20 protein-coding genes are annotated in these 19,572 nt (G+C 71.6%); 8 read left to right on the top strand and 12 right to left on the bottom strand.

The genetic code is table 11. From position 1 onward, the window contains the following. Positions 1 to 33: 33 nt before the first annotated feature. The 3 genes from AC1RLW_RS23905 to AC1RLW_RS23895 all read right to left on the bottom strand — a co-directional run bounded on the left by AC1RLW_RS23905 (position 34) and on the right by AC1RLW_RS23895 (position 3,142). The gene (locus AC1RLW_RS23905) at positions 34 to 618 is read right to left on the bottom strand and encodes a YceI family protein (protein WP_159273635.1); all 585 of its coding nucleotides are present in this window, start codon (positions 616 to 618) and stop codon (positions 34 to 36) included. Next, positions 615 to 1,226, bottom strand: a complete 612-nt coding sequence (locus tag AC1RLW_RS23900) for a cytochrome b (RefSeq protein ID WP_062480330.1) — start codon at positions 1,224 to 1,226, stop codon at positions 615 to 617. Before AC1RLW_RS23900 ends, AC1RLW_RS23905 begins: the two co-directional genes overlap by 4 nt. A 92-nt stretch (positions 1,227 to 1,318) precedes the next feature. Then, positions 1,319 to 3,142, bottom strand: coding sequence for a sensor histidine kinase (locus AC1RLW_RS23895; protein ID WP_493195404.1), 1,824 nt, complete (start codon positions 3,140 to 3,142; stop codon positions 1,319 to 1,321). Between the two features lie 81 nt (positions 3,143 to 3,223). Here AC1RLW_RS23895 and AC1RLW_RS23890 point away from each other — a divergent pair, with 81 nt between their 5' ends. Beyond that, a complete protein-coding gene (locus tag AC1RLW_RS23890; protein WP_095743360.1) occupies positions 3,224 to 4,471 on the top strand; it encodes a THUMP domain-containing class I SAM-dependent RNA methyltransferase in 1,248 nt (415 codons plus the stop codon). On the opposite strand, the gene AC1RLW_RS23885 is transcribed toward AC1RLW_RS23890, so the two are convergent. Next, positions 4,468 to 4,782, bottom strand: a complete 315-nt coding sequence (locus AC1RLW_RS23885) for a DMT family transporter (protein WP_062480310.1) — start codon at positions 4,780 to 4,782, stop codon at positions 4,468 to 4,470. The genes AC1RLW_RS23890 and AC1RLW_RS23885 overlap by 4 nt on opposite strands. Positions 4,783 to 4,796: 14 nt before the next feature. After that, a complete protein-coding gene (locus AC1RLW_RS23880; protein WP_492699036.1) occupies positions 4,797 to 5,735 on the bottom strand; it encodes a DMT family transporter in 939 nt (312 codons plus the stop codon). Positions 5,736 to 5,856: 121 nt separating this feature from the next. On the opposite strand from AC1RLW_RS23880, the gene AC1RLW_RS23875 reads away from it, so the two are divergent. Further along, the gene (locus tag AC1RLW_RS23875; RefSeq protein ID WP_493195403.1) at positions 5,857 to 6,768 is read left to right on the top strand and encodes a LysR family transcriptional regulator; all 912 of its coding nucleotides are present in this window, start codon (positions 5,857 to 5,859) and stop codon (positions 6,766 to 6,768) included. A gap of 59 nt (positions 6,769 to 6,827) precedes the next feature. Further along, positions 6,828 to 7,253: a PIN domain-containing protein gene (locus AC1RLW_RS23870; RefSeq protein ID WP_139702167.1), complete on the top strand. Its 426-nt coding sequence runs from the start codon at positions 6,828 to 6,830 to the stop codon at positions 7,251 to 7,253. A 16-nt stretch (positions 7,254 to 7,269) separates the two neighbouring features. Here AC1RLW_RS23870 and AC1RLW_RS23865 read toward each other — a convergent pair whose 3' ends face one another. Then, positions 7,270 to 8,175 (bottom strand): BUD32 family EKC/KEOPS complex subunit, encoded by a 906-nt coding sequence (locus AC1RLW_RS23865; RefSeq protein WP_070063745.1) that lies wholly within the window; start codon positions 8,173 to 8,175, stop codon positions 7,270 to 7,272. After that, on the bottom strand, positions 8,172 to 9,872 hold the full coding sequence (locus AC1RLW_RS23860; RefSeq protein WP_493195587.1) for an FMN-binding glutamate synthase family protein: 1,701 nt from the start codon (positions 9,870 to 9,872) through the stop codon (positions 8,172 to 8,174). The genes AC1RLW_RS23865 and AC1RLW_RS23860 overlap by 4 nt, the downstream gene beginning before the upstream one ends. A gap of 69 nt (positions 9,873 to 9,941) precedes the next feature. Here AC1RLW_RS23860 and AC1RLW_RS23855 point away from each other — a divergent pair, with 69 nt between their 5' ends. Both AC1RLW_RS23855 and AC1RLW_RS23850 read left to right on the top strand, forming a co-directional pair. Continuing rightward, entirely contained in the window at positions 9,942 to 10,736 is a 795-nt protein-coding gene (locus tag AC1RLW_RS23855) for a YecA/YgfB family protein (RefSeq protein ID WP_139702165.1), read from the top strand. 124 nt (positions 10,737 to 10,860) lie between these two features. Further along, positions 10,861 to 12,048, top strand: coding sequence for an MFS transporter (locus AC1RLW_RS23850; RefSeq protein WP_493195586.1), 1,188 nt, complete (start codon positions 10,861 to 10,863; stop codon positions 12,046 to 12,048). On the opposite strand, the gene AC1RLW_RS23845 is transcribed toward AC1RLW_RS23850, so the two are convergent. Both AC1RLW_RS23845 and AC1RLW_RS23840 read right to left on the bottom strand, forming a co-directional pair. Next, the gene (locus AC1RLW_RS23845) at positions 12,038 to 12,361 is read right to left on the bottom strand and encodes a GNAT family N-acetyltransferase (RefSeq protein WP_095949686.1); all 324 of its coding nucleotides are present in this window, start codon (positions 12,359 to 12,361) and stop codon (positions 12,038 to 12,040) included. The two genes, AC1RLW_RS23850 and AC1RLW_RS23845, sit on opposite strands and share 11 nt — an antisense overlap. Then, positions 12,358 to 12,855, bottom strand: coding sequence for a nuclear transport factor 2 family protein (locus AC1RLW_RS23840; RefSeq protein WP_070063749.1), 498 nt, complete (start codon positions 12,853 to 12,855; stop codon positions 12,358 to 12,360). The genes AC1RLW_RS23845 and AC1RLW_RS23840 overlap by 4 nt, the downstream gene beginning before the upstream one ends. A 193-nt stretch (positions 12,856 to 13,048) precedes the next feature. Here AC1RLW_RS23840 and AC1RLW_RS23835 point away from each other — a divergent pair, with 193 nt between their 5' ends. Both AC1RLW_RS23835 and AC1RLW_RS23830 read left to right on the top strand, forming a co-directional pair. Then, entirely contained in the window at positions 13,049 to 13,813 is a 765-nt protein-coding gene (locus AC1RLW_RS23835) for a helix-turn-helix transcriptional regulator (RefSeq protein WP_493195402.1), read from the top strand. Between the two features lie 121 nt (positions 13,814 to 13,934). Then, positions 13,935 to 15,128: an Acg family FMN-binding oxidoreductase gene (locus tag AC1RLW_RS23830; protein WP_235944209.1), complete on the top strand. Its 1,194-nt coding sequence runs from the start codon at positions 13,935 to 13,937 to the stop codon at positions 15,126 to 15,128. Positions 15,129 to 15,143: 15 nt separating this feature from the next. On the opposite strand, the gene AC1RLW_RS23825 is transcribed toward AC1RLW_RS23830, so the two are convergent. Together AC1RLW_RS23825 and AC1RLW_RS23820 are read right to left on the bottom strand one after the other, a co-directional pair. After that, entirely contained in the window at positions 15,144 to 15,671 is a 528-nt protein-coding gene (locus AC1RLW_RS23825) for a CinA family protein (protein WP_487848723.1), read from the bottom strand. Next, positions 15,665 to 16,222, bottom strand: coding sequence for a phosphatidylglycerophosphatase A family protein (locus tag AC1RLW_RS23820; protein ID WP_235926901.1), 558 nt, complete (start codon positions 16,220 to 16,222; stop codon positions 15,665 to 15,667). Before AC1RLW_RS23820 ends, AC1RLW_RS23825 begins: the two co-directional genes overlap by 7 nt. Positions 16,223 to 16,384: 162 nt before the next feature. Here AC1RLW_RS23820 and AC1RLW_RS23815 point away from each other — a divergent pair, with 162 nt between their 5' ends. After that, positions 16,385 to 17,845: an MFS transporter gene (locus AC1RLW_RS23815; protein ID WP_493195401.1), complete on the top strand. Its 1,461-nt coding sequence runs from the start codon at positions 16,385 to 16,387 to the stop codon at positions 17,843 to 17,845. On the opposite strand, the gene AC1RLW_RS23810 is transcribed toward AC1RLW_RS23815, so the two are convergent. After that, positions 17,842 to 19,554 (bottom strand): FAD-dependent oxidoreductase, encoded by a 1,713-nt coding sequence (locus tag AC1RLW_RS23810; RefSeq protein ID WP_493195400.1) that lies wholly within the window; start codon positions 19,552 to 19,554, stop codon positions 17,842 to 17,844. The two genes, AC1RLW_RS23815 and AC1RLW_RS23810, sit on opposite strands and share 4 nt — an antisense overlap. Positions 19,555 to 19,572 lie beyond the last annotated feature (18 nt).

Genomic DNA, 19,572 nt, shown 5'->3' with positions numbered 1-19,572 from the left:
AGGAAGAAGGATGCATGGGAAATGAAATCGTCGTCACAGCGGCCCGAGGCCCGCGAGCGTCAGCTTGAAGCGCACCTGCACCTCGTTGCCGACCACCGAGGTGTCGGTCCATTCGCCGTCGCCCACCTTGTAGTCGAGCCGCTGGATCGTGAGGGTGCCCGTGGCGACCGAATACGCGCCGCCCGACGACACGATGCTCACGGGCACCGTCACGTACTTGCTGACGCCCTTGATGGTGAGCTTGCCGGCCATCTCGAAGCGGCCCTCGCCCAGCGCCTTGATGGCGCTCGAGCGGAAGCTGGCCTGCGGGAAGTGCGCGGTGTCGAACCAGGTCGGCTTGGGCAGCTCGGCATCGCTCATGGGCACGCCGAAGCCGGCGCTGGCGGTGTCGATCTGCAGCACGACCGAGCCGCCCTCGGGCTTCTTGGGGTCGAAGGCGACCTGCGCGTCGAAGCGCTTGAAGCTGCCTTCCACCGGCACGCCCATCTGCTTGCTGACGAAGGCGATCTGGCTCTTCTCGGGCACCAGCTTGGCGGTGGTGGCCGGCATGGGCTCGGCCGCGGCGTGCAGCGCGAGGCCGAAGAGGGCGGCGGCGCCCCACAAAAGACGGGTCGTCATCCGGCGGATTCCTTGCGTGGCGCGGGCCACATGCGTTGCAACAGACCGTCGTGGTCGATCCAGTGGTGCTTGAGCGCCGCCGCCACGTGCAGCAGCGTGACGCCGGCCAGCAGGAAGGCGCTGCGCTGGTGCAGCGGCTTGAGCACGGCCTCGGCGAAGTCCTTGTCGACCGCGACCAGGTCGGGCAGCGGCAGCAGGCCGAACCACACGACCGGCACGCCCATGCCCGAGCTGTAGGCCCAGCCGAACAGCGGGACCGCGAAGAACAGCAGGTACATCAGCGCATGGCTGATGCGGTGGGCGGCCCGCTGCCAGGTCGGCATGGCCGCCAGCACCCGTGCCGACAGCGGCGGCGGGCGGTGCGTGAGACGCCACAGCAGCCGCAGCGCCGACAGCAGGAGGATGGTGATGCCGGCCCACTTGTGCCAGCTGTAGAGCTTCAGGCGCTGCGGCGAGAAGGGCAGGCCCGTCATGTAGAGCCCGACGCCGAGCGAGCCGACGATCATCGCCGCGAGCAGCCAGTGCAGGGCCATCGCGACCCGCCCGTAGCGGGGCTCGCGCAGGGCGGCGGCGCCAACGGCAGGGGCGGAAAGTGGTTCGACGGGCATCGGGGCAGGGGCGGCGGCGGCCTGTGCGCGGAGCATAGCTCGGAAGCGATGACACCGCAGCGGGGCCGGCCCCCGCCGGGAAGCACCGCGCGCTACGTCGACGACGGCGGTTGTTGCTGCTGCTGAGCCCGCAGCAGCACGCGCCGCAGCGCATCCGGCTGCACCGGCTTGCGCAGCGCATGCCAGCCGCGCGCGGCGGCCAGCTGCTGCGTGGCTTCGGTGATGTCGGCCGAGATCAGCGCGATCGTCAGCGCGGGCTTGCGCTGCGCCAGCCGCTCGGCCAGCGCGATGCCGTTGAACGCGCCGGGCAGGCGGATGTCGCACAGCGCCGCGTCGAGCGCGTCCAGGTCGGCCAGCGCGAGCGCCTCGGCGGCGCTGGCGTAGATGCGCGGCGCCACGTGCCAGTGCCGCAGCAGCGCCGAGAGGCTGTCAGCCACCACGATGTTGTCCTCGACCACCAGCACGGCGAGGCCGGGGCGCAGCACGGCATTGGCATCGGGCTCGTCCAGCGCCACGGAGGGCGCGGGGGCCGGCATGGCCGCCGCACCGGGGCGGGCCGCCGGCAGCTCGAAGCTGAAGACCGAGCCCTTGCCCGGCGCCGAGCGCAGCGCGACCTCGATGCCCAGCTGCCCCGCCAGCCGCCGCACGATCGCCAGCCCCAGCCCGTGGCCGTGCTGCAGGTTGCGCTCCACGTTACCGACCTGCTCGAAGTCGTCGAACACGCGCGTCTGCGATTCGGCCGCGATGCCGATGCCGCTGTCGCGCACCTCGACGCGCCATGCGCGCCCGGTGTCGGTGCCGGGCCGGCGGCGCGCCCGCACGGCCAGCAGCACGCGCCCGCGCGGCGTGAACTTGAGGGCGTTGTCCAGCAGGTTGGAGAGCACGCGGCGCAGCGCCACCGCGTCGGTCCAGGCCACCGCCTCGGCCGGGCAGCGCACCGCGACGCGGCCTTCGCCGGCCTGGCGCGCCAGCTCGTTCAGCAGCGGCGCCAGCGCCACCGCCGCCGGGCGCAGCGGATCGACCGCCGCCTCGATGCGGCCGATCTCGAGCAGCTGGTTGGTCAGGCCCTCGAGCGCCTGCTGCGCGCGCGAGAGCGAGGCCACCGTGTGCTGCACCGCCGCGCTGTCGGTGCCGTGCTGCAGCTGCTGGCGCAGCACCTCGGCCTGCAGCCCGATGGCCATCACCGGCTGGCGCAGGTCGTGGTTGGCCGCCGAGAAGAAGCGCAGCCGCTCGGCCTGGGCCTGCTCGGAGGCGCGCAGCCCGGCCAGCGCCTGTTCGCGCAGCGTGCGCTCGTTCAGGCGCAGGCCGATGTTCTCCTCGAGCTGGCGCGAATGGTCGGCCACCAGCTTCCACATCATCGCGGTCAGGCCGATGCCGATCACCGCGACCGCCATCATCACCGGTGCCCCGAGCCACAGGCCCGTGACGATCACCGGCGCCAGCAGCAGCGTGATGGCCAGCTGCGTGGCCGGCGTGTAGAACGACACCGAGAACGCCGACGACAGCGTCATGCCCATGAGGATCAGGCCCAGCAGCAGCTGCAGGTCGGGCCGCTCGGGGTTGAACAGCAGCACGCCCGCCAGGCCGTGCGCCAGCTCCCAGATGGCCGTGCGCAGCGTGTGCTGGCGCTGCGCGGCGCGCAGGGTGGCGGGGGTGAAGGGCTCGGGCAGGCGCTGAGGAAAGAAGCCGCGCATCACCGTGACCCCGGTGACGAGTGCCAGCCACACCAGCGCGCGCACCGGCGAGAACTGCCAGGCGAAGAGCGCCGCCACGCCGCAGTTGAGCAGGTACTGCACCAGCAGCACCGGCCCGAGCGGGCGGATCGACAAGCGCAGCACTTCGCACTGGATCGCGAAGCGGTGGTCGCCGTCGCGGGCGTCTGCCGGGGGGGCCGCGGAGGCGGGGGTGGGCGTCATGGGCAAATCGACTATATAGAGAAGGCCCCAGCCCCGGCGACAATGGGGGCCCTTAGCGGGCTTCCCGATGGCCGACTTTCCGTGAACGATCTCTCATTTTTCCTGCCTTGCGCCGCCGGCGTCGAGGAATTCCTTGCCCAGGAGGTGCATGCCCTGACCGGCCGTGCCGGGCAGGACCTGCTCACCCTGCGCGGCGGCGTGCGCGTGCGCGCCGACTGGCGCGACGGCCTCAAGCTCAATCTGCACAGCCGGCTCGCGCAGCGCGTGCTGGTCGAACTGGCCCATGGGCCCTACCGCAACGAGAACGACCTGTACGCCATCGCCAACGGCGTGGCCTGGGAGATCTGGTTCACGCCCAAGCAGACCTTCAAGATCGAGACCACGGCCCAGCACAGCCCGCTGCAGAGCCTGAACTTCGCCACTCTGCGCATCAAGGACGCCGTGGCCGACCGCTTCCGCGCCAAGGCCAACGGCGTGCGCCCGAGCATCGAGACCCAGTGGCCCGACTGCCGCATCTTTGCGCACCTGACCACCGACAGCTGCACGCTGTACATCGACACCTCGGGCGAGCCGCTGTTCAAGCGCGGCTGGCGCCAGGACAAGGGCGATGCCCCGCTGAAGGAAACCCTGGCCGCCGCCATGCTGGCCGCCAGCGGCTGGTGGAACCCCGAGACCGGCGAGGTCGCCAAGGCCCCGCTGTACGACCCCTGCTGCGGCAGCGGCACCATCGCCATCGAGGCCGCGCAGATCGCCAGCGGCATCGCGGCGGGCTCGCTGCGGCGCTTCGGCTTCGAGAAGCTGCTGCCGTTCCAGGCGCATGTCTGGGCCGCCATCAAGAATGAAGCGGCCAATGCGCAGCATGCGAGCGCCATCGCCGTCTTCGGCTCCGACGTGTCGCACCGCATGGTCGACTTTGCCGAGCGCAACGCCGAACGCGCGGGCGTGGCCGGCGCCATCGAGTTCCGCGGCGGCGACGCCCTGCAGCGCATGCCGCCGGCCGAGGGCGGCGTGATCATGCTCAACCCGCCGTACGGCGAGCGCATCGAGGTCGGCGGCGTGGCCCGCTTCGGCGCCCGCGAAGCCGCCCAGACCCCGGGCGACGGTGAAGGCGGCGACGGCGGCGACTTCTTTCCGCAGCTCGCCACCCACTGGAAGAAAAACTACGCGGGCTGGACCGCCTGGGTGCTCACGCCCGACCTAAAGCTGCCCAAGCAGATGCGCCTGAAGGAGTCGCGCCGCGTGCCGATGTGGAACGGCCCCATCGAATGCCGGCTGTTCCGCTTCGACATGGTGCGGGGCTCGAACCGGGCGGCGCCGCCAGACGCCTAGGACTGCAGCTTCAGGCCTGCAATGCCCAGGAAGATCAGCGCGATGCACACCAGCCGCAGCGGCGCCGCGCTCTCCTGGAAAAAGAAGATGCCGATCAGCGTGACGCCGATGGCGCCGATGCCGGTCCAGATCGCGTAGGCCGTCCCGACCGGCAGCGTCTTCATCGCGGCGGTGAGCAGCACGATGCTCGCCAGCGCGGCGCCCAGGCCCAGCGCGCCGGCGCCGGGGCGCTCCCAGCCCGCCGCGGCCTTCAGCGCGAGGGCCATCACGATCTCCACCAGTCCGGCGGCAAGCAGAAGAAACCAGGCCATGGCGTTCGCTCCCTTCACAGCAGCTTGATGATGGCCACGCCGAGCAGCAGCACGGCCACGCCCGCCATGCGCAGGCCCGACACCGGGCGCTGCGGCAGCCGGAACCAGCCGTAGCGGTCGACGAACACCGACGCCACCTGCTGCCCCGCCACCGTCAGCCCGACCGCGGCCGCGGCGCCGATGGCCGGGATCGCCGTGAACACCGTCGTCACATAGGCCGCGCCCGCAAAGCCGCCAAGCCAGCCCCACCACGGCATGCCGCGCAGCGCCGAGCCCTGCGGTGCGACCGCCGCAGGGGCGGGCGCACGCCGGAACAGCGTGACGAGCAGCAGCGCCAGGGCCATCGCCAGCGTCGCCACGAAGAAGCTCACCGCGCCCACCGCGAAGGGCGCGCCCAGGTCCTGCCGCAGCAGGCCGTTGACCACGCCCTGCACCGGCAGCACCGCGCCGGCCAGCAGCGCGAGCACGATCCAGCCGGCTTTGCCCGCCAGCGCCTGGCGCAGGCTGCCGGCCTGCCCGGCGACGATGGCCCCGGCCCCGAGCAGCACCGCCAGCGTGCCGCCGGCCATGGCCGGTGTCAGCGCCTTGGGTGCCACGCCGAGCAGGCCGAAGGTGTCGAGCGCGAACGAGGCCAGCATCTGCCCCGCGATGAACAGGCCGACCGCCACCACCGCGCCCAGGCGCGGAAACAGCAGGATGGTCGAGACCACATAGAAGGCGCTGGCCGTGCCGCCGATCACGTGCCACCACGGCACGCCCGGCAAGCCGGCCAGCGCCGTCAGCGTGCCCGTGGCGAGCGCCACCGCCAGCAGGGCCAGCGTGCCGACCGACAGCTGCAAGGTCGTGGCGGTGAACGGGCTGCCCGTGGCCTTGGAGAGCTGGGCGTTGGCGCCGGCCTGCACCGCGAGCAGGCCTCCGGCGACGAGCGAGGCGGGAATGAAAAACGCGTCCATGGTGGGTCGATCTCCGTGTGGTGTGGATGCGGGGCGGGCGAATCGCGGCCCCTTGCGGACGACTGTAGGATCGGCGCGTTTGCAAAGCCATTCGAAAAAATCGCATCCGGGGTATGCATAAATGCAGGACACAGACTGGGACGACTTTCGCGTGTTCCTGGCCGTCGGCCAGGCCGGATCGCTCTCCGGCGCCGCGCGCCAGCTGGGCGTGAACCACTCCACCGTGCTGCGGCGCCTGGGCGCGCTCGAGGCACGCATGGCGGTGCGCCTGTTCGACCGCCTGCCCGCCGGCTACGCGATGACGCTGGCCGGCGAGGCGCTGCGCGAGCGCCTGCAGGGCGTGGGCGAGCAGATCGACGCCGCGCAGCGCCACCTCATGGGGCTCGACCTGCGGCTGACCGGCGTCATCCGCATCACCAGCACCGACACCTTCATGGCCGGGCTGCTCGGGCCGATCCTGGCGGACTTCCGGGCGCTGCATCCGGGCATCGAGCTGCAGGTGGTGATGAACAACCTCTTCCTGAGCCTGACCAAGCGCGAGGCCGACGTGGCGATCCGCCCGACCAACGCCCCGCCGGACCACTTGGTCGGGCGCCGGGCAGGGCGCCTGCAGACGGCGGTGTACGCGTCGAAGGCCTACCTCGCGAAGCACCCGGCGACGACTTCGTTGGCTGCGCACGACTGGGTCGCCCCCGACGAAGGCCTGTCGCACCTGCTGCAGGCGAAGTGGCTGCGCGAGCAGGTGCCGCCGGCGCGGATCGCGGCGCGCGTCGACAGCCTCGTCGGCATGACGCAGCTCGTGAAGCGCGGCCTGGGCCTGGGCATGCTCCTGTGCATGCTGGCCGACGCGGAAGACGAGCTGGTGCAGGTCGAGGCGCCGAGGGAGGCGCTCGACACGCAGGTCTGGGTGCTGACGCATCCCGACCTGAAGGAGGTCGCGCGGATCAAGGCCTTCACCGACTTCGCCTACGCCCGGCTGGTCGCCGACGCGAAGGTGCTGGCCATGCCTTCAGGGCGGCCGGCGGCGCGCTAGCCAGCGGCCGTGGCGCCCGCATGGTGCAACATCGGCGCTCGACCGTTTTCACGCCCCCCATGACCTTGCCTGCCTCCGACCTCGTCGTCATCGACACCAACATCGCCCTCGACCTGCTGGTCTTCGAAGACCCGGCCTGGGCGCCGCTGGTCGACGACCTCGCGCGCGGTGCGCTGCGCTGGCTGGCCACGCCCGCGATGCGCAGCGAACTGGAACGCGTGCTGGGCTACCCGCTGATCGCCCGGCGCATGGCGCAGCGCGAGCTGACGATTCCGGTGGTGCTCGCGGATTTCGATGCGCGCGTGCAGCTGGTGACCGAGGTGCCGGCGCGTGCGCCCTGCGTGTGCAGCGATCCGGACGACCAGGTGTTCATCGACCTGTCCGTGGCGCACGGGGCGCAGCTGTTCAGCAAGGACAAGGCGGTGCTGTCGATGAAGAAGCGGCTGGCGCTGCGCGGGGTGGCGGTGCGGTCGGCGCTGGCGTAGGCCACGCCGATCTGGCTCAGGCCTTGTTCAGCTCGTACCACTGCCCCAGCAAGCGCGCGACGGCCCGCACGCGCTGCGTGTCCCGCCCCCAGCGCCGGCTGGCCGGCAGCTTCTGCGCCCACTTCATGCGCCGCGCCGCGTTCGCGATGCGCTCGCGCACTTCCTCGTCCACCTCCGCCAGCGCCGCGTGCCAGTGCTGCCCCGCGGCCTGCGGCGCGGCGGCCTCGAGCATCATGGCCGTGGAGTGCAGGTAGCTCAGCCAGTCGCGGGCCTGGCATTCGGCCAGGGTCATGACCTCGGAGGGGTCGTCCTCGAAATCGATGTAGCCGATCACGCCGTCGGGGCACTGCACGAGGTTGCGGTCGAAGGCCTGGCTCAGGTGCTGGCCGCACAGGTGCACGGCGGCGATGGCGGCCAGGCCCTCGCGCCACACGGCGAGCAGGGCGGCCGGGCCGGCGGCGGCGGCCTGGTCGATGCGCTCCTGCAGCACCACGGTGGCACGGCCGCTTTCGCCGAGGTCGGAAATCAGCAGGCCGTCGGCCTGCTGCGCCAGCACGATCGGCACGCGCAGGCCTGCGGCGGCCAGTTGCTTCAGGCGCCGGGCCTCGGTGGCGATGGCGGCCTCGCCGCCCGGGTTGGGCACGGGCTTGATCACGTCGAGGCCGGCCAGCCGCGCGGCCAGCGCCATCACGCGGTAGCCCCATTTGCCGTGGCGCGGACCGGCCTTCTTGAGCCAGACGCGCTCGCTGCCGAAGCGGTGGCTGGCCACGTTCTTGGCCTGCCTGGGCAGCGTGACGCGCAGGAACTCGGCGTAGTCGCCGGGCGCCGAGCCCGGGGCGTCGTCGAGCGGCGCGGGCGCCGACGCGGCGCCCCGTTGGCTGTACAGGCGCGTCGCGGCGCCTCCTCGTCTCAGTGGATTCATGCGGCCATGGCGAAGCCCGGCGCCAGCAGCCCGTGCGGGCCCTGCGTCACGGGCTGGAAACTCTGTGCACTGGCCAGCGGCCAGTAGGTGCGGAAAACGGTGTGCTGGTTGTCCAGCGGTCCGAGCAGCGCGCCGGGCTGCACCTGCATCACCAGGTTGCTCAGCAGGCGCACCTCGGTGTCGGAAATGCGGCGCACGATGTGGTGCGCGGTGATCTGCTGCGGGTGATCGAGGCCCGCGGCCTGCACCAGCTCCTGCAGCGCATGCAGCGTGCTGCGGTGGAAGTTGCGCACCCGGTCGGCCTTGGTCGGCACCACCAGCGCCTGCTGGCGCACCGGGTCCTGCGTGGTCACGCCGGTGGGGCAGTGGCCGGTGTGGCAGCTCTGGGCCTGGATGCAGCCCAGCGCCATCATGAAACCGCGCGCCGCGTTGCACCAGTCGGCGCCCAGCGCCATCATGCGGGCCACGTCGAAGGCGGTGATCACCTTGGCGGCGCAGCCGATCTTGATGCGGTGGCGCAGGTTCACGCCGATCAGCGTGTTGTGCACCAGCAGCAGGCCTTCCTGCAGCGGCGCGCCGACGTGGTCGCTGAACTCGACCGGCGCCGCGCCGGTGCCGCCCTCGGCGCCGTCGACCACGATGAAGTCGGGCGTGATGCCGGTGGCCTGCATCGCCTTGACGATGCCGAACCATTCCCACGGGTGGCCCAGGCAGAACTTGAAGCCGGTCGGCTTGCCGCCCGACAGCTCGCGCAGCCTGGCGACGAAATGCATCATCTCGGTCGGCGTGGAGAACGCGCTGTGCGACGAGGGCGAGACGCAGTCCACGCCCACCGGCACGCCGCGCGCCGCCGCGATCTCGGGCGTGACCTTCGCCGCCGGCAGCACGCCGCCGTGGCCGGGCTTGGCGCCCTGGCTGAGCTTGATCTCGATCATCTTCACCTGCGGGTCGCGCGCGTTGGCGGTGAAGCGCTCGGCGTTGAAGGTGCCGTCGTCGTTGCGGCAGCCGAAGTAGCCCGAGCCGATTTCCCAGATCAGGTCGCCGCCGTGCACGCGGTGGTGCTGCGAGATCGAGCCCTCGCCGGTGTCGTGCGCAAAGCCGCCCATCTGCGCGCCCTGGTTGAGCGCGAGGATGGCGTTGGCCGACAGGGCGCCGAAGCTCATCGCCGAGATGTTGAACACGCTGGCGCTGTAAGGCTGCGTGCAGACCTGCGCCGGGTTCGCATCGGCCGGCTGCGGCGTGCCGCCGATCACGATGCGGAAATCGTGCCCGTCCAGCTTCGTGGGCTGCATCGAGTGGTTGATCCACTCGTAGCCCGCGGCCGACACGTTCAGCTGCGTGCCGAAGGGCCGGTTGTCGGGCTCGCCCTTGGCGCGCTGGTACACCAGCGAGCGCTGGGCGCGCGAGAAGGGCGCGGCCTCGGCGTCGCTCTCGATGAAGTACTGGCGGATCTCGGGGCGGATGAATTCGAGCAAAAAGCGCAGGTGCCCGATGACCGGGTAGTTGCGCAGGATGGCGTGGCGCGCCTGGCGCAGGTCGTGCACGCCGGTGCCGGTGAGCACCGCGAAAGCGGCCACGCCGATCCACGCGAGCCACAGGTGCGGCGAGGCCAGAACCAGTGCCAGGCAGGCGACCAGACCCAGCACACACAGGACGAACGCGCTGTAGCGTGCGGGAAACGGAATAATCGTGGGCATAGTCATCAGATGTCGGCTGGAGCCTGCTGCATCATAGAGGGCTGCCCCCAACCTGCCATGACTGCTGCCATGACGACCACACCCGACACCCCCGATACCCCTGACACTGCCCTGGCCGCCTCCTCGCAAGCCCTGGGGCCCGACGATTTCGACGCCCTCGACAGCGCGCTCGACGCCATGCGCGAGCACGACGAGGAAATTCCCCAGTGGGAGTTCTGCGAAGGCTTCATGGCCGCGCTGATCTGCACGCGCCGCCCCATCGACCCCACCGAATACTGGCCCGTGCTGCTGGGCGACCACTTCGTGCCGGCCCAGCACATGGAGTTCGTCTGGAACTGGAAGCGCCGCTGGCGCGAGATCGAGGAAGGCCTCGACGCACCCGTCGAATCGCTCGAGGACGAGCGCAGCTGGCAGCCCGAAGTGCTCGACACGCGCGGCGCCATTGCCTCGCTGCCCGAGGAAGAACGTGCCGAGATGGCCGCCGAAGAGATCCCTTCGTTCGCCCAGGTCTGGGCGCTGGGCTTCATGTACGCGGTCGAGAACTGGCCCGAAGACTGGGCCGCGCCGCGCGACAAGGAAGCCGCGCAGATGCTCGACGACGCGCTCGACAACATCGTCGCGCTGACCGAGGACGACACCGCCAAGCCCACGCTGTCGATGTACGACGAGAACGGCCCGCCCAGCGTGAGCCAGCAGCGCCTGGACGACTTCGGCGCCGCAATCTGGGCGGTGTACGACCTGCGCCAGCTCTGGAAGAGCCTGGGCCCGAAGGTCGAGACGATCCGCAAGGAAGCCGAACCCGGCCGCAACGATCCGTGCCCTTGCGGCAGTGGAAAAAAGTACAAGAAGTGCCACGGGGCATGAGCGTCGCGCCGGGCCGCCCCAAGCAAGCTCGCACCGCAGTGCGAAGCACGAAGGTTATCCAATGAGCGTCGCGCCGACGCAGCGCCCTGCCGCGCAACCCCTGACGCCGCAGGCGGCATGGGTCATGGTCCTCGCGCTCTGCGCCGGGGTCGCGCTCAGTCAGGCGTTTCGCACCGTCGGCGCCATCATGGCGAGCCCGCTGCAAGCGGACTTCCACCTTTCGGCTCAAGCCCTCGGGATCTTCTCGGGGGCTTTTCACTTTGCGTTCGGCGCGATGCAGCTCTTCATGGGCATCGGTATCGACCTGCACGGCGTGCGCCGCACCGTGCTCGTGGCCTTTCCCGTGGCGATCGCGGGTGCGCTGCTGTCGGCCGTGTCGCCGAACTACCTCGTGCTGGTGGCCGGGCAGGCGCTGATCGGCGTCGGCTGCGCGCCGGCCTTCCTCGTGTGCACGGTGTTCATCGCGCGGCACTTTCCGGCCGCGCGTTTCGCCACCGTGTCGGGCCTGGTGCTGGCCATCGGCGGCCTGGGCATGCTGGCCACCGGCACGCCGCTCGCGTGGTTGGTGCAGGCGTATTCGTGGCGCGCGGGCTTCCTGGTGCTCGCGCTGGCGTCTGCCTTGGCCTGGCTCGCGATCTGGCGCTGGGTGCACGAGCCCGCGTCGGCCGTGCCGCAGAAGAAAGAGTCGATTCCCGAAGCCGTGCGCCAGTTCGGCGCGCTGTTCGCCATGCCGCACACGCTGGGCATCATGGTGCTGGGCGCGGTGACGTATGCGGCCTTCATCTCGCTGCGCGGGCTGTGGCTGGGCCCGCTGATGATGGAGCGCCACGGCTACTCGCTGGTGCAAAGCGGCAACGTCGCGCTCGCGGTGTCGGTGATCGCGCTGTTCGGCTCGCCGCTGTTCGGCCGCTTCGATCGCGATGGCGCCGCGCGCCGCCGCTGGATCGTGGCCTGCGGCCTCTTCTACGCCGGCCTGTTCGCGCTCATCGCCGTGGTGCATTCCGCCTGGCTCAACATCGCGGGCATGGTGCTCATCGGCGTGCTCTCGGGCTTCATCGTCTGGCAGTACGCCGACGTGCGCGTGGCCTACCCGGCTGCACTCACGGGCCGCGCGATGGCCGTCTTCACCATGGCGATGTTCCTGGGCGTCGCGTTCATGCAGTGGGGCACGGGCGTGGCGGCCTCGGTGGCCGCGGCGCACGGCGGCGATCCGCTGACCGCCGTGCTGGCCGTCATTGCGGCGCTGCTGGTGATCGGCATCGCCGCCTTCGCGTGGCTGCCCGCGCCGAAGGCGAACGCCGTCAGATCTTGAAGGCGCGCTGGATGTCCGGCCGCACGAGGTCGGCGTACTCGCGGTGCTTGCGGATGTAGCCGGCGATGAACTGGCACACCGGAATCACATGCCGCCCGGCGGCGCGCGCCTCGTCGAGCACGTGCCTCGCAATGCCCGAGCCCACGCCCTTGCCTTCATGTTCGGGCAGCACCTCGGTGTGCGTGAACATGATCGCGTCGGTTAGCAGGTTGTACTCGGCATAGGCCGCGAGCTTGCCGTCGAGCGAGGCTTCGTAGCGGTGCTGCGCTTCGTTGTTCGTGAAGGTGAGGGCGGTCGAGGAAGAAGTGGTCATGAAGGTTGGCGTGCAAGAAAAGTGGCGAGGTTGGCGGCGGCGGTGGCGCGCACCTTGTTGCGCAGCATCGGCGTCCAGCCCAGCAGCAGGCCCGGCGTGCCCAGCGCCTGCCGCGACCAGGTCCAGAACGGGAAGCTGTCGCGGTGCGTGGCGATCAGGCCGTCGGGCGTGAAGGTGAAGCGCGCGTCGATGCTGTTGTCGACCAGGCGGCCGGTGGCGCTGAAGCGGTAGTGCGCGTCCCAGTGCGCGCTGCCCGTGCGGGCGTCGGCCTGCACGTCGCGCCAGCTCAGGCGCCACACGTCGGCGCCCTTGGCCTTGGTGGCTTCGCAGAGCATGCGCCACATGCCGCCGATCTCGCGCCGGCCGCGCAGCGAAAAGGCCTCGTCGTCGAACACCGCGTCGGGCGCGTAGCAGGCGGCCATGGTGGCGGCGTCGAGTTGCGAGAACGCGCTGTAGAAGCGCTCGATGGTCGGGGCGTGGGTGGCAGCGGTCATGGGGCCTCGGGATGGGTGGTGCCGGATCATCGCCCGGATGCGCCGTGCAAGGAAGTGCATGGGTGATTCCGGGTGTCCCGCATTAACATGCGCCCCGATGCCGGTCCTTGCAGGGCCGGCGCCCTGGCGGTGGCGCAGAAAAACCAGAACCACAGCGCAGCGCCCGCCGCACACAACCCGAGGGGACGCATCCATGGCCGAGGTGATCAACGACTGGCAGTTCGTCGAGGCCGTCATGGCCGCCCGCACGCTCGAGGAGGTCGCGCAGGTCAACCGCCGCGCGATGCGGGCGATGGGCTTCAACCACGGCGCCTACGTGCTCAAGCGCCCGGTGCCCACGCCCCGTGCCGACGCGCCCACGCAGGACGCGCTGGTGTTCTTCCACGAGCTGCCCGTCGATTGGGCCCGCAGCCGCTACGAGTCGCTGCGCAGCAACGCCGGCGAGCAGGCCGACGCCCGCGTGCAGCATGTGCGCGCCGGCATGCCGGCCACCGCGTGGAGCTGGCTCGGGCAGGTGAGCCACACGCGCGCCGACATCGGGCAGCGCGCCCGCGGCCTGCTGCGCAGCGCCGGCGAGCACGGGCTGAAGGCGGGGCTGACCGTGCCGCTGTGGACGCCCGGCATCGACTGGGCCTTCATGACCCTGACCACCGACGCCACCGCCGACCTGCGCGAACTGCGTGCGACCTTGGCGCCGATGAACTACTTCGCCTCCTGCCTGCATTCGACCGTGCGCCGGCTGCAGGGCGACGCGAAGGTGCCGGTGCTGAGTGCGCGCCAGCGCGAGGTGCTGCACTGGGTGGCGGTGGGCAAGTCGACCTGGGAAATCTCCGAGATCCTGCACATCAGCGAGCGCACCGTGTACTTCCACCTCGTGGGCGCCGCCCGCAAGCTCGACACGCAGGGCCGCACCGCCACCTGCGCGCGGGCCCTGGCGCTGGGCCTGCTCACGCCCTGAGCCGGCCCACCTACCCCTGTCGGAAACGACAGGGGGCCGCGTGGCGCCGCGCGGCGCGGTGCTGCAATCGGCCACGGGCAGGCCGTGTGTCACGCGCCCGATGCTTCAACCGATCGAGCCCATGAGAGAACGCAGAAATTTCGTGCGCCTGCTGGGCGGCGGCCTCGCGGTGGCGGCGGGCGCGACGGCCCTGGCCACCTGGTGGCTCCACGCCGACGTGCCGGCCGCCGCCTTCGAGATCTGGAACGGCCCGGGCGACGAGCCCGATGTGCGCAAGCGCGCCGTCGCCTATGCCGTCACCGCGCCCACGGCCTACAACGGCCAGCCGTGGCGGGTCGACCTGCGCGAGCCCGACGCCATCGTGCTGCACGCCGACCGCGCCCGCGTGCAGCCCGCCACCGACCCCTTCGGCCGCCAGCTCATGATCGGCCACGGCGCGTTCATCGAGCTGCTGGTGATGGCGCTGGCCCAGCAGGGCGTGCAGGCGCGCGTGCAGCTGTGGCCGCAGGGCGAGCTGGTGGGCGATGCGCCGCAGCAGTGGCCCGACCTGCCGGTGGCGCGTCTCACGCTGTCGCGCGGCGGCACGCCCGATCCGCTGTTCGCGCAGGTGCTGCGGCGGCGCACGCCCAAGCAGCGCTTCGACACCGGGCGCAGGGTGTCGGCCGACATGCTGCAGGGGCTCACCGCGGCCGTGGCCTCGGGGGCGGGCGGGGGCGTGCAATCGGCCGGCACGGTCGACATGGCCCGCGTGCTGCCGCTGCGCAAGCTGTGCGCGGCGGCGGCGCGCGTGGAGCTGGTCACGCCCCACACCGCGCGCGAGAACCTGCGCCTGCTGCGCATCGGGCCGCAGGAAATCCTGGCACACCGCGACGGCTTCTCGCTCAACGACCCGGCGCTGCGCATGGCGGTCGCGCTGGGGCGCTTCGACCGCGAGGTGCCGGCCGCCGAAGACAGCCTCTCCTTCCGGCAGACGCTGCGGATGTTCGAGGACCAGGCCCACACGGCAATGGGCTTCGTCTGGATCAGCACCGGCGGCAACAGCCGCAGCGAGCAGATCGCCGCGGGCCGGGCCTACGTGCGCCAGCAGCTGCGCGCCACCGACCTGGGCCTGGGCATGCAGCCGATGAGCCAGCCGCTCGAGGAGTTTCCGGAGATGGCGCCGCACCACGCGGCGGCGCACGACATGCTGATCGGCGCCGCGCCGTCGCGCCATGCGCGCAGCCCGACCGTGCAGATGATGTGCCGCCTGGGCTTTCCGACGGCGCCGGTGCCGCCCGCGCCGCGCCGGCCGGTCGGCGATTTCATGCAGGCCTGAACAGCCCGCGCGCGATCAGCGCGCCAGCAGCTGGACCAGCGTCTGCAGCGCGTAGTGCACCGTCGCCGCGCGCACCGTGGCGCGGTCGCCGTCGAAGCGGCGGCGCTCGGTGCGCACCTGCCCGTCGACCGACCAGCCGAACCACACGGTGCCCACGGGCTTGTCGGGCGAGCCGCCTGCGGGGCCGGCCACGCCGGTCACGGCCACGGCCGCGCGCGCCGGGGCGCCGCGGGCAATGGCGCCTTCGGCCATCGCGCGCGCCACGGGCTCACTGACGGCGCCGTGGGCCTCGATGAGCGCGGCGTCCACGCCCAGCATCTCGGTCTTGGCGGCGTTCGAGTAGGTGACGAAGCCGCGCTCGAACCACACGCTGGAGCCCGCCAGGTCGGTGCAGGCGCCGGCGATCAGGCCGCCGGTGCAGCTTTCGGCGGTGGCCATCATCCAGCCCCGGGCCTGCAGCCGTTCGGCCAGCGTCGCGACGAGCGCGGGGACGTCCTGTTCGGCCAACGCCGGGGAAGCGGAAGGTTGCATCGGGTTCACCATGCGCGCCACAGCGCAATGACCAGCAGCGTGCAGAAGGCCGCCACCAGGTCGTCCAGAAGAATGCCGAAGCCGGCGCGCCACCACTGCACCCGCGCGGGGTCGTGCGGCTTGAAGGCGGCGTCGGCCCAGCCCACCGGGCCGGGCTTGGCGGCGTCGAAGTAACGGAACAGCGCAAAGGCCACGACCTGTGCCCACAGGCCGGCCGGCGTCACCAGCCAGAGCACGAGCCAGAAGGCGACGACTTCGTCCCACACGATGGCGCCGGGGTCGGACACGTTCATGTTGCGCGCAGCGACCGTGCAGGCCCACCAGCCGATCGGCAGGCCGGCCAGAATGATCCAGCCGATGGTCGCGGGCGTGAACCACAGTTGCATCACCACGAACGCGGCCCAGGCCCACAGCGTGCCCACGGTGCCCGGCGCGAAGGGCGACAACCCCGAGCCGAAGCCCAGCGCGATGAAGTGCGCGGGGTGCGAGAGTAGGAAACGCAGGGTGGGGCGACGCATCGGGGGACGGGGCAGGGCGCCGGTGGTGGCGGAAGAGGAATCCATCGAGGAAGAAGGGGAAGAAGAAACGGCGTGCATCGGTTTCGAAGTGTCGCGCATCCTGTGCGACGGCTGCGCGCCGAAGTTTCTATTTATCAAAGCAATAGCTTGTTTAATTGAGGGGCGCCGCCTAGTATCCAGGCTCCCTTGGCGTTCTCCTTCGTTCTCATGTCGTCCTCCTCCTCTTCCCTCGATGCCGCCGCCGTTGGCGCGCCGCCGCCCACCGCCGCCTGGCGCGACCTGTTCAGCGGGCGCAATGGCTGGCGCGCGCTGGCGCTGACCGGCGGCGTCGCGCTGCACGCGGTCAACGTCCACATCGTGACCACCGTGCTGCCCTCGGTGGTGCGCGAGATCGGCGGGCTCGACTGGTACGCCTGGAGCACGACCCTGTTCGTGGTCGGCTCGATCCTCGGCGCCACGCTCTCGGTGCGGCTGCTGGCCGCGCGCGGGCCGCGCGGCGCCTGCCTCACGGCGCTGGCCGTGTTCACGGCCGGCTCGGTGGGCTGCGCGCTGGCGCCGGCCATGCCGTGGCTGCTCACGGGGCGCACGGTGCAGGGCCTGGGCGGCGGGTTGCTGGCGGCGCTGAGCTACGGGCTGATTCAGCGCGTGTTCGAGCCACGGCTCTGGCCGCGCGCGGTGGCGCTGGTGTCGGGCATGTGGGGCGTCGCCACGCTGTGCGGGCCGGCCGTGGGCGGGCTGTTCGCGCAGGCCGGCCACTGGCGCTGGGCCTTCTGGGCGCTGCTGCCGGTGGCGGCGGCGCAGGCCCTGCTGGTGGCGGTGCAGCTGCGGCCCGCGGCCGGCATCCGGCATGACCGGCCGGCGCAGATGCCGCGCGTGCCGGCGCCGCAGATCGCGCTGCTGGCGCTGTCGGTGTTGGTGATTGCCGCCAGCGGTTTCTGGCCCGGCCTCGCGGGGCAGGCCGTGGGCGTGGCGCTGGGCCTGGCCATCGGCTTCGCCGCCACCCGCATCGACCGCCGCACCGGCGCGGTGCGCCTGCTGCCGACCGGCGCCTATGCGCTCGGCACGCCGCTGGGCGCGATCTACGCAAGCGTGGCGCTGCTGCTGATCGGCACCACCACCGAAATCTTCGTGCCCTACTTCTTGCAGCTGCTGCACGGCCACTCGCCGCTCATGGCGGGCTACCTCACGGCGGCGATGGCGGGCGGCTGGAGCATCGGCTCGCTGACCTCGTCGGGCCGCACTGGCGCAGGCGCCGACCGCATGCTGCGCGCCGGGCCGGTGGTCTGCACCGCAGGCCTGCTGGCGCTCGCGTGGCTGCTGCCGACGCCGGGGGCGCTGGACGCCAATGTCGAGACCTCGCTCGTGGCGGTGGCGCTGGCCGCGGTCGGCTTCGGCGTGGGCATCGGCTGGCCGCACCTGCTGACGCGCGTGATGGCGCTGGCGCCGCGCGGCGAAGAGGGGCTGGCCTCCGCCTCGATCACCACCGTGCAGCTGTACGGCATGGCCGTCGGCGCGGCCGTGGCCGGGCTGGTGGCGAATGCGGCGGGGCTCACGGTGCCCGGCGGCGTGGACGGTGCGCGTTCGGCCGCGATCTGGTTGTTCACGGTCTTCGCGCTGGCGCCTGCCATCGCCGCGTGGCTGGCGTGGCGCGCGGTGGCGCGGCGCTAAGCCAGTACGCCTTCCCAGGCCAGCGCGCGCCGGCGTCCACGTTCGCGGCGCGTTTCGCCGCGCAAGGTGGCGACGAGGTCGTACACATCGGCCGGCAGGTGCGCACCGCGCCACGCGATGTGCTGGTCGGCGCGGCACATCACGAGGCGGTGCGCATAGGCCTTGGGCAGGCTCGCGGTCTCGATGTCGAGCACCGTGAGCGGCATGCGGTACGCGGCGGCCGCGCGCTCCAGCGGGCGCACGTCCACGCTGCGGTCGAAGCGCAGCAGCGTGTAGCCCGGGCCGAAGGCGTCGTACAGCGAGCGCCCGTCGGCCAGCCAGAAGTGCGGCGCGCGGCAGCCGGGCACGGTGGAGGGCGTGAACTCGCCCATCGAGTACGGCGGCGCGCGGTGCTCGCCGTCGGGCACGATGATCGGCGAGCCCGTGTAGAAATAGCCGAAGTTGAGCCCGCCGCAGCAGAACTGCTGCACGTTGAGCGCATAGGCCTCGCGGCCGATCTCGGCGCGCTGCGCGTCGCCCGCCGGGCCGGGCGCCTCGATGTCGGGCGGCACGGCGCGGCGCGCGCGGATCATCTTCTGCGCATGGTCCATCGCGAACTGCGACACCTGCTCGGTGATCGGCAGCCGCTCGGCCTCGTAGGCGTCGAGGATGGCCTCGTCGCCCCAGCCCTGCACGCAGGCGCCCAGCAGCCACGAGAGGTTGAGCGCGTCGGCAATGCCGGCGTTCATGCCGTAGCCCGCGTAGGGCACCCACAGGTGCGCGGCGTCGCCCGCGAGGAACACGCGGCCGTCGCGAAAGCGCGTGGCCACGAGGCGCCGGCCGATCCAGTCTTCCTTGCTGATGATGTCGTAATGGAAGTCGGGGCCCACGCCCAGGATCTCGCGGATCGAGGTGTCGCGGTCGACCGAGTCGAACTCGGGCTCTTCGGCGTTCAGGTGGTTGTGCACCAGCCAGGTCTCGTGGCCGTCGATGGCGAACATCGTGCCGCAGCGGCGCGGGTTCATCGCGTAGTACGACCACGCGGGCTTGCCCGGAATCATGTCGCGCAGCTGCGGCGCGCGGATGAAGGTCGACTGCACGCGCTGGATCACGGCCGTGCCTTCGAGCTTCGCGCCGATCTGCTTGCGCACCGGCGAGCTGCCGCCGTCGCAGCCGACCATGTAGCGGCAGCGGATGCTGCGCGTGGCGCCGCTGTCCATGTCGGTGGCGATGGCGCTCACGCCCTCGGCATCCTGCGTGAAGCGCTCGAAGCGCGTGCGGTTGAGCAGCGTCACGCCCGACAGCGCGGCCGTGTGCTTCAGCAGAATCGGCTCGAGGTAGATCTGGTTGATGCGGTGCGGCGGCTCCGGCGTGGGCCACCACGCGTCCGGGCCCTCGGTCTCGGTGTAGCGGTCGCGCCGGCACGGAATGGGAATGCGCGTGAGCTCGGTGCCCGTCACCGTGGTGCGAAACACCACGTCGTTCGGGTGGTCGGCCGGCAGCCCGGCATCGCGCAGCTGCTGCGCCACGCCCAGGCGGCGGAACTGCTCCATGGTGCGCGAGGCCACGTGGTTGCACTTCACGTTCGGCGGCTCGGCGAAGCGGCGCGTCTCGCACAGGATCACCGAGACGCCGCGCGAGGCCAGGTCCATCGCCAGCGTGAGGCCCACGGGGCCGGCGCCGACGATCAGCACGTCGGCTTGCATCGAGGTGTCGGCGGTCTTCGTCATGTCTCTATCGGCTTGTCG

The organism is Variovorax sp. GW822-FHT04A09 (assembly GCF_058801005.1).
Note: the sequence above shows the minus strand (reverse complement) of the source record. Positions and strands in the feature narration are given on the sequence as shown.